Below are 16,283 nucleotides of genomic sequence, written 5' to 3'. Positions count from 1 at the left end.
ATTGAATTATTGGTTTAAAATGCTTAAATAAAGCTGCTCATATTGAGCGGCGGCATTTTTCCAACTAAAGTCCTGTGCCATGGCGTTATTACGAACCATCGCCCAAACACGTTGTTTTTGCCATAATGCAAAAGCATGTTGGATAGCGTTTCGTAAATCATCTGCTTCGGCTTTTTGGAATACAAAGCCTGTTGCGGTACGCTCTTTAATGGTTTCACTTGTACTGTTCGTGACAGTATCGGCTAATCCTCCTGTTGCACGAACAAGCGGTAAAGTACCATATTGCAAGCCATACAATTGAGTTAATCCACAAGGTTCAAAACGGCTTGGTACTAAAATGACATCACCACCTGCAACCATTAAATGTGAAAGTGCTTCGTCATAGCCAATTTTTACTGAAATATTTTCTGGGTAACGTTGTGCTAATTGGCAAATTCCCTCTTCCAAATGTTTAGCACCGGAACCAAGAATCGCTAATTGTCCGCCTTGTTTCACAATTTCATCTGCTGTCGCAATCAATAAATCCACGCCTTTTTGTTCCGTTAAGCGTGTTACCATCACAAATATTGGTGCATCTGGCTGTTGCGGTAGATTGAAATAAGCTTGTAAATCGGCTTTATTTTTCTTCTTACCTGCGATGGATTTTAATTTATAGTGATGCTTAATATAAGGATCACAGCTTGGGTGCCAAATTCCTTGATCCACCCCATTTAAAATACCTGTCAACTTACCCGCTTCACGTAGGCCTGTTAATAAGCCTTGCAAGCCATAAGCAAAGTCTGGTGTAGTGATTTCTTTCGCATAAGTTGGACTCACTGCTGTGACCATATCAGAATAATAGAGACCTGCTTTCAAATATGAAATTTGGCCAAATAACTCTAAACCATCAACATGGAACATCCCTTCTGGCAATCCAATTTCATGTAAATGACGGTGGGCAAATTGTCCTTGATATGCCAGGTTATGAATCGTAAATACTGATTTTGCAGGACGACCTTTATTAAAGAGATAAGCGGCGGCTAAGCCAGCATGCCAATCATGAGCATGCACTACTTCAGCTCGCCACCAGCTATCTAAGCCTGTCGCAAGCTCTGCCCCCACCCAGCCTAATAAAGCAAAGCGTTTATAGTTATCAGCATAATCGTTGTAATCGGTATCATGATAAGGATTCCCTTCTCGCCAATAGAGATGTGGTGCATCAATCAGATAAATCCCCACGCCATTGTATTCGCCATAACGTAATACAACATGGCCTGCAAAATTATCAAATTCTGTCACGACATGTGTATTCTCAATACCCGCTGAAATTTTTGGATAAGCCGGCAATAAAATACGTGCATCAATACCAATTTCTTTTTGTGCAAAAGGCAATGCCCCTAAAACATCGGCAAGTCCGCCAGTTTTGAGTAAGGGATACAGCTCCGAGCAAACATGTAAAACTCTCATAATTTTCCTTTTATACTTAAAATTGTGCTGTCATTGATAACAGCACAATCTTTTTACTTCACTTAAAATACTATCAAAATTGACCGCACTTTAATCCAAATGTTCTTCGTTAGTGACTTCTTCGCCTTGCAATTTTTTCAACATCGTTGAGGTTACAAGTACAACTTTACCGGTAGAACTCACACGGAAGCGTTTACTGTCAAGGGCTTTATCCACACCGATTTCCATACCATCTGGAATAATACAATGGCGATCAATAATACAATCTTTTAATGTACAATTTTTACCAATTTGTACTTGCGGTAACACGACACAGTGATCCACAGAAGAGTCTTCATCAATTTTGACTCTATCAAACAACACTGAATTACTAATAGATGCATCCGTAATCACACAGCCACCACCGATAAGCGAGTTATCTACCGGTTTGACATTCGCTTTTTTATAGAAGAATTTAGATGGATAAGCCTGCACTGGATTACCACGAATTGGCCAACTTTGATCATAAATATCTAATTGTGGATGCTCTGAAACTAAATCGATATTCGCTTGCCAGAAACTATCGAGTGTACCCACATCACGCCAGTAAATTTCACCTTCAGTGTTTCGGCCCATACAAGAACGGCTAAATGGATGCGCATAAAGCACGCCTTCTTCCAAGCATTTTGGCAAAACATCTTTACCAAAGTCATGAGATGTGCAAGGGGTATTCACTTCTCTATCAAGCATTTTATAGAGATACTCAGCATCAAACACGTAGATCCCCATAGAGGCTAGCGACGTATCTGGTTTACCCACCATGGCAGGTGGATCTTTTGGTTTTTCAACGAAGGCTTTCACTTTAAGGTTTTCGTTTACCGCCATGACACCAAATTCACTGGCTTCAGAACGTGGTACCTCAATACAGCCTACTGTACATTTTGCTCCACTTCTCACGTGATCCATCAACATGACACTGTAATCTTGTTTATAAATATGGTCGCCTGCAAGAATCAAAATGTATTTTGGACGATAGTGATTGCGAATAATCGCCATATTTTGATACACCGCATCCGCTGTACCACGGTACCAAGTAGAATCATCAATTTGTTGACGAGCCGGTAACATATCAACGAACTCACCGCGCTCTTGTGGTAGGAATGACCAACCTGTTTGTAAGTGGCGTAATAAAGAGTGAGCGGCATATTGAGTCACGACACCGATGCGATTAAGACCGGAGTTAATACAGTTGGAAAGCGCAAAGTCAATAATGCGACGATTACCGCCGAAATATAATGCAGGTTTCGCACGTTTATCTGTTAATTCATGTAAACGAGAACCACGACCACCGGCTAAAATAAGCACTAAAGTATCTTTAACCAATTCATATTTATTAAGATCACTTTTCATAACAAACTCCATAGTTTTAATCCTCCATATGTTCCAACACTTCAAATGCCACACCACTCACATCACATTGTTGAATCACTCTGTTTCCAATTTCTGCAATCTTTTTCCATCTTCCATTTGGTAAATAAAAAGATTGCGCTTCAGTTTTTGCATTAATTAAGAAAAGGTAGCGACCATCCAACATCACTTGTAAGGCTTTTCTTTCCCGATTATGCCAATCGTCTAGGGTCATCGGGTTTCCACCACAATTCAACCACGCGACATTTTCATCCGACCACCAAGCGTCCTGCTGCAAACTTTGAATTTTTTTTCGTAATGCAATGGTTTGCTTGGTGAAGTCAAATAAGGTTTGGTTAAAATCATCCCACTTTAACCAGGTAATTTCGTTATCTTGGCAATAGGCATTGTTATTGCCATATTGGCTATTGCCGAACTCATCTCCAGCAAGCAGCATGGGTACACCATTTGCCAGTAATAAAGAGCCTAACAAGCCTTTTTCTGATAAAACACGGTTATTTTCGACCGCACTTTGCCATTCATCTGCTAAATCGAGTTGAGAACCTTCAATTCCATGATTGTAACTATAATTTTCATTCCGTCCGTCACGGTTCTCTTCACCGTTAGCTTCATTGTGTTTATGGTTATAGCTCACTAAATCTCGCAACGTAAAACCATCATGGGCTGTAATGAAATTCAAGCTGCCATGTGGTAATCGACCTTCGCGGTTAAAGATATCGCTAGAGCCCGCAAAACGCTCTGCAAAGGCGCCCACTTCACCACTTTGCCATAACCAAAAACGGCACATATCATCACGGAAACGATCATTCCATTGAGAGAAATAAGCGGGGAAATACCCGACTTGATAGCCGTAATGACCAATATCCCAAGGTTCAGCAATTAATTTAATTTGTTGTAGAACGTCATCCCGTTCCATTTCCGCAAACAATAGTGCATTCGGATTGAAATCAGGTGTTTCACGACCAAGCACGGTGGCTAAATCAAAACGGAAACCATCTACATGGCATTCAGTTACCCAATAACGTAAGCAATCTAATACCCATTTGCGAGTGACATCATTGGCAAGATTGAGCATATTGCCGCAGCCTGTCCAGTTCGTATAATCACCTTGCTCGTTTTGCCAGTAATAGGTTTTATCATCAATACCGCGCTGACAAAATGTCGGAAATGTTTTTTCCGATTCAGCCGTATGGTTAAATACGACATCTAAAATCACTTCAATGCCCGCTTGATGCAAGGCTTTCACCATGCTCTTAAACTCGTTCAACGGGTGTTTTTGATCAGCTGCGTAACTCGGTTCTAAAGCAAACATGGCTAGTGGATTGTAGCCCCAATAATTACGTAATCCTTTTTCTTGCAAATGCGGTTCATCAATGAAGAAGTTCACTGGAAGCAATTCAAGGCTGGTAATACCCAATGATTTAAAATACGCAATATTTTCAGGGTGAGCTAACGCCGCATAAGTGCCCCGAATATTTTCTGGAATACAGGAATTTAATTGGCTAAACCCTTTAACATTTAGTTCATATACAATCGTTTGAGCCCAAGGAATAGACGGTTTGCAATCCCCTGACCAATCAAAATGTTCATCCACAATGCGACCTTTAGGTGCAACTGTTGCATTATCTCGTTCATCATTTAATAAAAAAATCGAACGGGCTTCTGATGAACTTAAATCTGGTTTATGGCTTACTGCTTTGCCATAAGGATCAAGCATTAACTTTTGCGGATTAGCTAAAGTGCGGTCATTTTTGCCAGTGATTCTGAACGCATACTCATCATTTAACTCAACGCCTTTAATTGCCACATGCCAAATATCATCGCTTCTGCTCATAGCAAAACGGCTTTCTTTGCCATCACGGAACAAGCAAAGTTCAATAGCATCCGCCGCACTAGAAAACAGCGCAAAATTAGAAATTTTTACTCCGTTTTCCAGCGTTTGCGAATATCCCATTGGGGAAGGTTTACCATTGTTATAAATACTAAACATCGTGTTCTTCGCTATTGTTATGCTTTATATTTTAAATAGATTGTTGCGAGTGGCGGAATGGTCACGCTAATCGAATTGTCACGTCCGTGACTTGCGATCACTTCGCTTTCTACCAAGCCGAAATTACCTACATTTGAACCTTGATAATACATTGAGTCAGTATTCAAAATTTCTTCGTATTCACCCGCTGCATTAACCCCAATGCGATAACCTTCGCGTGGCACAGGTGTGAAGTTACTGATCACAATAATGCGTTCGCCATTACTGCTTTTACGTTCAAAAGCAAAGACTGAATTTTCCGCATCGTCCACCACTAACCAATCAAACCCTTCAGGTTCGCCGTCTAATTCAAAGAGCGGTGTATTGTTTTGATAAACGCCGTTCAAATCTTTAACTAATTGCAATACGCCTTTATGCCATGGACCACCATGATTTTCATCAAGTAAGAACCAATCCAAACTTTCTTCATAATTCCATTCACGACCTTGAGCAAATTCATTACCCATGAATAATAATTTTTTGCCTGGATAGCCCCACATATAACCGTAGTAAGCGCGCAAGTTAGCAAATTTTTGCCATGCATCACCCGGCATTTTGCCGAGTAACGAACATTTCCCGTGTACGACTTCATCGTGAGAAAGTGGTAACACAAAGTTTTCGCTGTATTGATAAATCATCCCGAAGGTCATTTTGTCATGATGATAACGACGATAAACGGGATCAAGTTGCATATAACTTAGGGTGTCGTTCATCCAGCCCATGTTCCATTTGAAATTGAATCCAAGCCCGCCATTTTCTGTTGGATGGGTTACGCCACCGAAAGAAGTAGATTCTTCCGCAATGGAAATAGCACCGGTCATTTCAGAATGGATTTTCCAGTTGGTATGTTTTAAGAATTCAATAGCTTCTAAGTTTTCACGGCCGCCATATTGATTTGGGATCCATTCCCCTTCAGCACGGCTGTAATCGCGATAAATCATTGACGCTACCGCATCTACACGAATACCATCCACACCAAAGCGTTCTAACCAATACAATGCATTACTGGATAAGAAATTTTTCACTTCATTACGGCCATAGTTATAAATTAAAGTATTCCAATCTTGGTGATAGCCTTCACGAGGGTCAGCATGCTCATATAAGGCAGTACCATCAAAGGCTACTAAACCATGAGTGTCACTTGGGAAATGTCCTGGTACCCAGTCTAAAATCACATTAATACCTGCTTTGTGGGCTTTTTCGACTAAGCGTTTAAAGCCTTCTGGTGTACCAAAACGGCTAGTTGGAGAATACAAACCGATCGGTTGATAACCCCAAGAACCATCAAATGGGAATTCGGAAATTGGTAAAAACTCAATATGGGTAAAGCCCATGTGTTTTACATAAGGGATAAGCTCATCGGCAATTTGGTCGTAATCAAGCCAGAAATTATTTTCTAAATTACGACGCCATGATCCCAAATGTACTTCGTAAATGGAAATTGGTTGGTTACGTTGGTTCGCCTTACGACGCTCCTCTGTCATTTCTACTACATCAGGCAACATGCTGATTTCTGATGCGGTATCCGGACGTAATTCAGAGCTAAATGCATAAGGATCGGCTTTTAAACGAAGGTTGCCATAGCAATCAATTAATTCAAATTTATACCGTTGACCAAGGCTAGCTTTTGGTAAGAATAACTCCCACACACCACTTGCTGGATGGAAACGCATTGGATGACGGCGACCATCCCAATAGTTGAAATCACCAACCAACGAAACACGTTTCGCATTCGGAGCCCATACACGGAAATTTACGCCTGGTACACCATCACATTCGGTAAAGTGTGCACCTAATACTTCATAAGGACGTAATAACGAACCTTCAGCCAATAACCATTGGTCTAAATCATTAATCATTGGATGGAAACGGTAAGGATCTTCAATAAGATGTACATCCGAGCCCCAATACACTTTAAATTGATAAGCAAAAAAGTGGTTCACATTTGGCACAATAGCGGAGAAAAAGCCACGCTCATCCACTCTTTCTAAAGCAACCACCATGGATTGAGTTTCTTTATCAATCACTTCCACTTTATCCGCATCAGGTAATAAAGCGCGGATCTCAATACCATTGTGGGTTTCATGCATGCCTAATACAGCAAAAGGATCAGCCTGTTTGCCATCAAAAAATGAATTGATTACTGATTGGGCGACTAATTTCGTCATTACATACTCCTTTATGCTTTGCGAGCTTGATTAATTTGAGCAAAAAATGTCTTTAAGTTTTCGTCATTAAAAATCAGCTCTAAGGATTGTCCGAGTTTCTTCTGCCAGTTTTGATATTCTGTTGAAGTCCCTGGCAGATTGAATGAAATTTCTTGTCCGATTAAGTTCTCTAATTGAACACCTATTAAAGCACTTTGACTGTTAGCCAAATAGCGATGAATCTGGCGGTTAAGATTATCGTGCATCGCCATACTTAAAGCATCACCGTGATAATCTGGTGGTAAATAGCCATCTCGATGTAAGCTATCAATCATGGCTTGTTTATCAATGACCCGTTGATCATATTTTTCTTTTAGCACATCGCCTTTTAAAATATTGAGTTCATCAAACAACGCTAAATCACGGCAATGCCAGAAACTTTGCAAGGAAGGCACATCATGTGTACCAATCGTCGCATAAGCATTACGTGGGAATTCATTCGCATGTGGATATTGGCGATTGCGTTGAGCAAAATACAACACAAAATACGAGAAAATACGAAACTCGTTTAATTTCCACCGCACTTCATCTGGTACCGTACCCAAGTCTTCACCAATGATTAAACATTGATTGCGTTGGCTTTCAATGGCTAGAATTGCCATCAACTCATCAAACGGATAATGCACATAAACACCATCAGCTGCTGTTTTACCCTCTGGAATTAACCATAAACGGAACAAGCCCATTACGTGATCGATACGCAAAATACCGAAATGCTGCATATTTGCACGAAGCATTGTAATCACTGCAGCAAAGCCTGTGGCTTTTAATTGGCTTGGATTGTAAGGCGGTAAATTCCAGTTTTGACCAACTGGACCAAGTGGATCTGGTGGTGCACCTACCGAGGCTTTCACACAGTAAAGCTCAGGTTGCGACCATACATCTACACTACCGCGTGAACTATTTACGGCTAAATCACCATAGATGCCTAAACGCATGCCTACTTTTTGGCAAAGATGTTTTAGGTCATTCAATTGTTGTTCGGTTAGCCATTGCAACCAGGCGAAAAAGTCAATTTCCGATTTATGTTGTTTAATTAATGCTTTGCGTTTTGCAGCAGTGAGATGTTGCCATTCTTCACGCCAACCTAACCAACCGATAGTGTTTTCTTCAGCTTGTTGATCGGCATGTTCAATTTTGTCTAAAACATTAAATAAGCCTTGTAAAACCAATGCCTCGTCTTGCTCTTTTTGATAAGCTGCAAACGCTTCACGACGTTTGATAATTGCAGCAGATTTACTGCGTTGACTAAAGGCAAAGAGTTGCTCAAGTGCGGTTAGTTTTAATTCAGTTACCGCACTGTAATTGACCGTATCTTGATCGCGTAAAGATTGAATTAAGTTGGCGATATCCGCAGAGTTAACCCAATTTTGTACCGATTTTGCCAATTTAAATTCTGGCAATGCCGTTATATCAAGATAAATAAAGTTCAACCAACGACGAGAAGAAGAGCTATAAGGACTCGCCCATTCTGGTACAGATGGATAAAGTAAATGTAACGGATTAATCCCGACAAAATCCGCGCCATGCTCAGCACTTTTCTCAATCAAATACGCTAAATCTGAAAAATCACCAATACCCCAGTTATGCTTGGAACGGAGGCTATAAAGCTGAACATTCACACCCCAGGCTTTTTGTTGTTCTAATAAAGGCGGTTGATATGCTGTTCTTGGTGAAACCAAAATTTGAACCGAGAAAGTTTGTTGGGCGATAAAAATCACCAAACGATAATAGCCAAAAGGCAAAGCAGGCAACGAAAGTGCGGTTGAATATGGAATTGTTTTTTCAAACTGAATTTGGTTTTGCTCGTCGAGCAATTGATAACGCAAAGAAGCATCATGAGGAAAAGAAAACGCGGTTAAATCATAATGAATCGGTTCGTTTTCAAAGGCACAAATTACATCTTGGAACGGCTGATTTTTTCCAATATTCGGCGGAAATTGCAACTGCTCGATAAAGTAATCAATAGAGCTTGGCGAGGCATAAATTAAATGCCCGTCAATATCATAATGGGAAAGGGAAATGCCAAGTTTTTCAGCGGATTGTTTAATGGATGAGGTCATTTGCATACAACTGATAACATATCTACATAATACTTATTAAGTATTATAGGTAAGCACAGTTGAATTACAATTGCCAATCTCGCAAATTGTGACCTAAATCAAAAAACGAAGTTTGAAGAGAATAAAAAAGCACCTAAATCAGAATTATTCAGTTTCAATTACAAATTCAAACCAATCAATCACATCTTCTTCATGCACACCATCTTGAATTAAAACACCTGCTTTTTTCACTGAATCAGGATCGCCACTGACTAATGGATGCCATTCTGGCAAAGGTTTCCCTTCATACAATAAACGATATGCACAAGTATTCGGCAGCCAACCAAAATCAGGCAGGTTCTTTTTAGTTAATTTGGTGCAATCACTCTCAATCTTAAAACGTTCAGGATAATTACGACACTTTCCTGTTTCCACATCTAATAGATTGCAAGCAATACGCGTGTAATAGAGTTTTTCACGCTTGCCCCGCCCTTGAATATATTTCCGATAACAGCATTTTCCGCAGCCGTCACATAAGGCTTCCCATTCGGATTCCGTCATTTCAAGGAGCGATTTTGTTTGCCAAAAATGAGATTCAAATTGCATAGTGAAACCAATAAAAAAGTGCGGTCAAAATTTACGTGATTTTTGACCGCACTTTGTTGTTTAGAATTAGAAGCCTTCTTTTAAGCTTACGGTTAAGTTAAACACTAAGTGCTCTGGGCGGCTATCTTTGTTATCCGCACAGAAATAACCTTCGCGTTCAAATTGGTAACCTTTTTCTGGTTCTGCATTTGCGAGGCTTTGTTCTACAAAACCGTGTTTCACCACTAAAGAGGTTGGATTTAACACGCTTTCGATTTCTTCTGCTGCACCTGGGTTTGGTACAGTGAAAAGACGCTCGTATAAACGGAACTCCGCTGGGTGATTATGCACGGCAGATACCCAGTGAATTACCCCTTTCACTTTGCGACCATCCGCTGGATTTTTACCTAAGGTTTCTGGATCGTAAGTACAGAAGATCGTGGTGATTTCACCATTTGCATCTTTTTCTACACGTTCTGCTTTAATCACATAAGCGTTACGTAAACGCACTTCTTTACCTAATACTAAACGTTTATATTGTTTGTTCGCTTCTTCACGGAAGTCTGCACGATCAATATAAAGCTCTTTCGTAAACGGTAATTGGCGTTCACCTAATTCAGGACGATTTGGGTGATTTGGTGCCATTAAGGTTTCTTCGCCTTCAAAGTTTTCAATCACTACGCGAACAGGATCAATCACTGCCATTGCGCGTGGTGCATTTTCGTTTAAATCTTCACGAATGCACGCTTCAAGTGCTGAATACTCTACGACGTTGTCTTGTTTCGTCACACCGATACGGCGACAGAATTCACGTAATGAAGCCGGTGTATAACCGCGACGACGTAAACCTGAAATCGTTGGCATACGCGGATCGTTCCAACCATCCACAATGCCTTCATTCACTAATTTCAATAATTTACGTTTAGACGTTAACGTGCCTTCTAAATTTAAACGTGAGAATTCATATTGATGCGGTAATGGACGTTCAATACTAATATTTTCTAACACCCAGTCGTATAAACGACGGTTGTCTTGGAATTCTAATGTACATAGAGAGTGTGTAATACGCTCAATCGCATCAGAGATACAGTGAGTGAAGTCGTACATTGGGTAAATGCACCATTTGTCACCGGTTTGGTGATGGCTGGCAAATTTAATACGATAAAGCACGGGATCACGCATGACCATAAATGGTGAAGCCATGTCGATTTTTGCACGAAGACTTAATGTACCTTCCGCAAACTCACCGTTTTTCATTCTTTCGAATAACGCTAAGTTTTCTTCAACACTACGATCACGATATGGGCTGTTTTTACCTGGCTCGGTTAAAGTACCACGATATTCACGCATTTGGTCTGGTGAAAGTTCATCAACATAGGCTAAACCTTTTTCGATTAACTCAATGGCATAGCCATAAAGTGCATCGAAGTAATCAGACGCATAACGCGGTTCGCCTTCCCATTTAAAGCCTAACCATTCCACATCGGCTTTAATGGAATCCACATATTCCACATCTTCTTTCACCGGATTGGTATCATCAAAACGTAAGTTACATAAACCGTTATACTCTTTTGCTAAGCCGAAGTTTAAACAAATCGATTTGGCGTGACCGATATGCAAATAGCCGTTTGGCTCAGGCGGGAAACGAGTATGAACACTTTTGTGTTTACCCGAAGCTAAATCTTCATCAATAATTTGAGTAATGAAATTGTGTGTGCGGGTATTTTCCGCATTTTCTAGAGTGTGTTCTGTATTGCTCATAAATTTCTCAATAAATTGAAAATAATTACCCCATTCTATACGAAAAGTCTGACGTTGTGAATTTGATCCCAAAACTAACCGCACTTTCATTAAATTAAGACTGAATTTTTTAGGATTTTTAGGTCTAACTTGAAGATTTTTCGTGCAAACTGAAAAGTTTACCTTTAGAATACACTCCCACTGAACAAACGTTCATTTTTTTATTTAGGATGACAAAGTCTTTATGAAAAAACGCTTTTTTATTTTACTCGGATTACTCGTTGCTGCTGGCACAGCTTATTATTTTTTCTCTAGCAATAGCAAACAAGAAACGACCTATCTGACTGAATCGGTTACTCGTGGCAATGTGGAAAAAACAGTTGTCGCGTCTGGTTCAGTTGAAAGCGTGAATGAAGTCGATGTCGGCGCCCAAGCTTCGGGTAAAATCACTAAACTCTATGTCAAATTAGGGCAAGAAATCAAAAAAGGCGAAATGATCGCTGATATTGATTCCACAACCCAAATTAATACCTTAAATACCAAAAAAGCGGCATTGGTTAGCTATCAAGCACAATTAAAAGCGAAGAAAACCGCTTACGATGTAGCCCTTTCAAGCTATAACCGCTTATCAAAACTTTATACACAAAAAGCCACCTCTTTGGATAGTGTGAATACAGCTAAAAGCACCCTTGATAATGCGAAAGCGGAAATGGAAGCCATTGAAGCCAATATCAAACAAGCTGAAATTGAAGTGAATACCGCAGAAACCAATGTGGGTTATACCAAAATCACCGCACCAATGGACGGTACTGTTATTTCCGTACCCGTTTCTGAAGGTCAAACCGTTAATGCCAACCAAACGACTCCAACAATTGTAACCATTGCTGATTTAAGCAAAATGAAAATTAAGCCTGAAATTTCAGAAGGCGATATTACGAAAGTTAAAGCAGGTCAAGAAGTTAGCTTTACTATTTTATCGGATAGTCAAACTGTATATCACTCCGTCATTGATTCTGTTGATCCAGCCAATACCACGACAAGTGATAGTTCTTCAACATCATCTTTAAGTAGCTCAAGCAGCTCCACGACCAGTGCGATCTACTATTACGCTAATGTTTTAATTGATAACCCTGATCGTACTTTACGCATCGGGATGACGACAGAAAACAACATCAAAATTGCCAACGCGAAAGATGTGTTATTGGTTTCCAATATGGCTATTCAAAAACGTGATGGCAAAAGCTTTGTCAATGTATTGAATGACAAAAATCAACCTGAACCTCGCGAAGTTGAAACCGGTGTTCAAAATGATTTCAAAACTGAAATCAAATCGGGTTTAAACGAAGGTGAAAAAGTCATTGTGTCGCAAGTCGCAAATGGTGAAAAAGTTGGCTCTATGCCTCGTGGTCCAAGAATGTTCTAAAAGTGCGGCAGAAAATTAATGAATATCATTGAAATTAAAGATCTCAACCGTTACTTCGGTGAAGGTGAAAACCGCATTCACATTTTAAAGAATGTCTCTTTAAATATTGAAAAAGGCGATTTCGTCGCGATTATTGGGCAATCGGGTTCGGGTAAATCGACCTTGATGAACATCATCGGGTGCTTGGATACGGCAACCAATGGCTCTTACAAAATTAATGGCAAGGAAACCATTGAATTAAGCAAAGATCAGCTGTCAGATTTACGTAGCCAAAAATTCGGCTTTATTTTCCAACGCTATAACTTATTATCGAGTTTAACCGCAGCAGAAAACGTCGCCTTGCCTGCAATTTATGCGGGGATATCGCAAGAAAAACGTCTTTCTCGTGCGAAACAACTTTTAGAAAAATTAGGTTTAGGCGATAAATGGCAAAATAAACCAAGCCAGCTTTCCGGTGGTCAGCAACAACGTGTGAGTATTGCGCGTGCGTTGATGAATGGTGGCGAAATTATTTTAGCCGATGAACCCACTGGTGCATTGGATTCACAAAGCGGTCAAAATGTAATGGAAATTCTGCGTCAATTACATGCAGAAGGCCACACCATTATTATGGTAACCCACGATCGTGAAATTGCTGCTAGTGCGAATCGCGTGATTGAAATTAAAGACGGTGAAATTATTGGCGATACACAAAAAGAAGCGGTAAAAAGTGCGGTCGAAAATCCAACCAAATCTAAACCACACTTTGGGTTCAGCAAAGATCAATTTGTTGAAGCCTTTCGTATGTCTGTGAGTGCTATTATTGCCCACAAAATGCGTTCTCTTTTAACCATGCTCGGGATTATTATCGGGATTACCTCCGTAGTTTCTGTCGTAGCATTGGGAAATGGTTCACAACAAAAAATCTTAGAGAATATTAAAGGTATTGGTACAAGTACTATGACCATCTTTAATGGTACAGGCTTTGGTGATCGTCGTGCTGAACAAATGCAGAATCTCACAATTAATGATGCCATTGCCTTAAATCAACAAAGCTATGTACAAAGTGTCACGCCGAATAGCTCATCAAGTGGCACATTGATTTATGGTAATCAGACTTTCTCCTCGACCAGTTTAAAAGGTGTAGGCGAACAATATTTTGATGTAGATGGCTTAAAACTAAAATCCGGTAATTTATTTTCTGCTCAAGATGTTGCTGATAACAACCAAGTAGCCTTAATCGATGAAAGTGCAAAAAAATCCATTTTCCCAGATGAAAACCCCATCGGCAAAATTGTGATGTTTAATAAACGTCCATTACGTATTATCGGCGTGGTATCTGATAAACAAATGGGCGGGGCAAGTAGTTCACTTAATCTCTATGCGCCTTACACTACCGTGATGAATCGTATTTCGGGCAGTAAAAAAATTGGTTCGATTACCGTTAAAGTGGATGATTCCGTGAATACTACTGTCGCTGAAAAAGGGATTACTGAATTGCTCACCATGCGTCATGGTAAAAAAGATTTCTTCATCATGAATAGTGACACTATTAAACAAACCATTGAAAGTACCACTGGCACAATGAAATTGCTTATTTCTTCCATTGCCTTTATTTCATTGATTGTAGGCGGTATTGGTGTGATGAATATCATGTTGGTTTCTGTCACTGAACGAACCAAAGAAATTGGTGTGCGCATGGCTATTGGTGCGAGACAATTTAACATTCTGCAACAATTTTTAATTGAAGCCGTACTAATTTGTTTAATTGGCGGCGTGACGGGGATTCTGCTTTCGGGCTTAATCGGTCTGCTATTTAACGTATTTATGACTGATTTTACGATGGCATTCTCAACTGGCTCAATTGTTGCTGCAGTGGTCTTCTCTACCCTGATTGGTGTGATCTTCGGCTATATGCCGGCAAAACGTGCAGCGCAATTAGATCCAATTACAGCTCTTGCTCGAGAATAAAGAAATTTTGTAAAACACAAAAGAGCGGTTAAAATTCTTACTAATTTTTGACCGCACTTTAATTAAAAAGAAAGGAAAAAATCCATGTTAAAAATGAAAAAATTAACCTTAGCAATCGCGATGGCAACTGCGCTAGCAGGTTGTGCTAACATCGGCGATTCTTATAAAGCGAGCCAGCAGGATTACCAAAATTATGCGGAAATCACCAAACAATTTAATGTAAAAGAAAACTGGTGGGCACTTTACAATGATTCACAATTAAATCGTGTGGTAGAACAAGCATTAGTTAACAACAAAGATTTAGCCAAAGCGTCTGTTGCCGTAAACCGTGCTCTATATAATGCAAACCTTGCAGGCGCAAATTTAATTCCGGCATTTAGTGGTTCAACCCAATCTTCCGCAAGTAAAAATGTGAAAACCGGTGGCAACTCAGCAGTAAGCCATCAAGGTGCATTAAATGTGAGTTATACGTTAGATTTATGGCAACGTTTAGCGGATACGGCTGATGCGGCAGAATGGTCACACAAAGCAACGGCTGAAGATTTAGAAGCAACGAAACTTTCACTCATCAACTCTGTTGTGACAACGTATTATCAAATTGCTTATTTAAATGACGCTATCAGCACAACTGAGGAAACCATTAAATACTACAACGACATTAGCAGCATTATGCAACGTCGTTTATCGCAAGGTGTCGCTGACAGCGCTAGTGTGGATCAATCACAACAAGCTGTATTAACCGCTCGTAACAACTTGATCAACTATCAAACACAACGTAAAACAGCGGAACAAACTTTACGTAACTTACTAAACTTAAAACCGGAAGAAGCATTAAATATCAACTTCCCACACATTCTTAATGTGAAAAATGTGGGCGTAAATTTAAATGTGCCTGTTTCTGTCATTGCGAATCGTCCTGATGTGAAAGGCTATCAATATCGCTTAAGCAGTGCATTCAAAAATGCGAAAGCAACCGAAAAAGGTTGGTTCCCAGAAGTGACTTTAGGCGGCAGCTTAACATCAAGTGGCACTAAAGTCGGTAACGCATTGCACAATCCAGTTGGTACAGGTTTAATTGGCATTAGCCTACCATTCCTCAACTGGAATACGGTGAAATGGAACGTGAAAATCTCTGAAGCCGATTATGAAACCGCACGTTTAAACTACGAGCAAAGCATTACTAAAGCCTTGAACGATGTAGATACCAACTACTTCGCCTACACACAAGCACAAAGTGCTTTTGCTAACTTGCAAAAAACACACAGCTATAACCAACGTATCACTAAATACTATCGTGACCGTTACAATGCAGGTGTATCTGAATTACGTGAATGGCTCGCTGCGGCAAACACAGAGAAAAGCTCTCAACTTTCTATCTTGAATGCAAAATACAACATCATTCAGGCAGAAAATGCCGTATATAGTTCAATGGCAGGTTATTACTCTCGTTAAAA

10 protein-coding genes are annotated in these 16,283 nt (G+C 40.0%); 3 read left to right on the top strand and 7 right to left on the bottom strand.

Annotated features, from left to right (window positions below; genetic code table 11):
- Positions 1 to 6: 6 nt before the first annotated feature.
- The 7 genes from glgA to glnS form a co-directional block, all read right to left on the bottom strand.
- Positions 7 to 1,446: a glycogen synthase GlgA gene (gene glgA / locus PARA_RS07875; protein WP_014065304.1), complete on the bottom strand. Its 1,440-nt coding sequence runs from the start codon at positions 1,444 to 1,446 to the stop codon at positions 7 to 9.
- A gap of 90 nt (positions 1,447 to 1,536) precedes the next feature.
- Positions 1,537 to 2,835, bottom strand: a complete 1,299-nt coding sequence (glgC, locus tag PARA_RS07870) for a glucose-1-phosphate adenylyltransferase (protein WP_005699011.1) — start codon at positions 2,833 to 2,835, stop codon at positions 1,537 to 1,539.
- Positions 2,836 to 2,851: 16 nt separating this feature from the next.
- On the bottom strand, positions 2,852 to 4,843 hold the full coding sequence (gene glgX / locus PARA_RS07865) for a glycogen debranching protein GlgX (RefSeq protein WP_014065303.1): 1,992 nt from the start codon (positions 4,841 to 4,843) through the stop codon (positions 2,852 to 2,854).
- A gap of 17 nt (positions 4,844 to 4,860) precedes the next feature.
- The gene (glgB, locus tag PARA_RS07860) at positions 4,861 to 7,050 is read right to left on the bottom strand and encodes a 1,4-alpha-glucan branching protein GlgB (protein WP_014065302.1); all 2,190 of its coding nucleotides are present in this window, start codon (positions 7,048 to 7,050) and stop codon (positions 4,861 to 4,863) included.
- An 11-nt stretch (positions 7,051 to 7,061) separates the two neighbouring features.
- Positions 7,062 to 9,158, bottom strand: coding sequence for a 4-alpha-glucanotransferase (gene malQ, locus PARA_RS07855; RefSeq protein WP_014065301.1), 2,097 nt, complete (start codon positions 9,156 to 9,158; stop codon positions 7,062 to 7,064).
- A 138-nt stretch (positions 9,159 to 9,296) separates the two neighbouring features.
- A complete protein-coding gene (locus PARA_RS07850) occupies positions 9,297 to 9,737 on the bottom strand; it encodes a YcgN family cysteine cluster protein (RefSeq protein ID WP_014065300.1) in 441 nt (146 codons plus the stop codon).
- A 66-nt stretch (positions 9,738 to 9,803) separates the two neighbouring features.
- The gene (glnS, locus tag PARA_RS07845) at positions 9,804 to 11,477 is read right to left on the bottom strand and encodes a glutamine--tRNA ligase (RefSeq protein WP_014065299.1); all 1,674 of its coding nucleotides are present in this window, start codon (positions 11,475 to 11,477) and stop codon (positions 9,804 to 9,806) included.
- 223 nt (positions 11,478 to 11,700) lie between these two features.
- On the opposite strand from glnS, the gene PARA_RS07840 reads away from it, so the two are divergent.
- The 3 genes from PARA_RS07840 to tdeA all read left to right on the top strand — a co-directional run bounded on the left by PARA_RS07840 (position 11,701) and on the right by tdeA (position 16,281).
- Positions 11,701 to 12,879 carry an efflux RND transporter periplasmic adaptor subunit gene (locus PARA_RS07840; protein WP_014065298.1) on the top strand — a complete coding sequence of 393 codons (1,179 nt, stop codon included), beginning with the start codon at positions 11,701 to 11,703 and terminating at the stop codon, positions 12,877 to 12,879.
- A gap of 18 nt (positions 12,880 to 12,897) precedes the next feature.
- The gene (locus tag PARA_RS07835; protein WP_014065297.1) at positions 12,898 to 14,829 is read left to right on the top strand and encodes a MacB family efflux pump subunit; all 1,932 of its coding nucleotides are present in this window, start codon (positions 12,898 to 12,900) and stop codon (positions 14,827 to 14,829) included.
- A gap of 84 nt (positions 14,830 to 14,913) precedes the next feature.
- Complete coding sequence (gene tdeA / locus PARA_RS07830; RefSeq protein WP_014065296.1) at positions 14,914 to 16,281, top strand: toxin/drug exporter TdeA; 1,368 nt, start codon at positions 14,914 to 14,916, stop codon at positions 16,279 to 16,281.
- Positions 16,282 to 16,283 lie beyond the last annotated feature (2 nt).

Origin of the sequence: Haemophilus parainfluenzae T3T1 (genome assembly GCF_000210895.1) — a bacterium.
Taxonomy (GTDB): Bacteria; Pseudomonadota; Gammaproteobacteria; order Enterobacterales; family Pasteurellaceae; genus Haemophilus_D; species Haemophilus_D parainfluenzae_A.
This window is presented reverse-complemented; position numbering and strand designations above follow the sequence as displayed.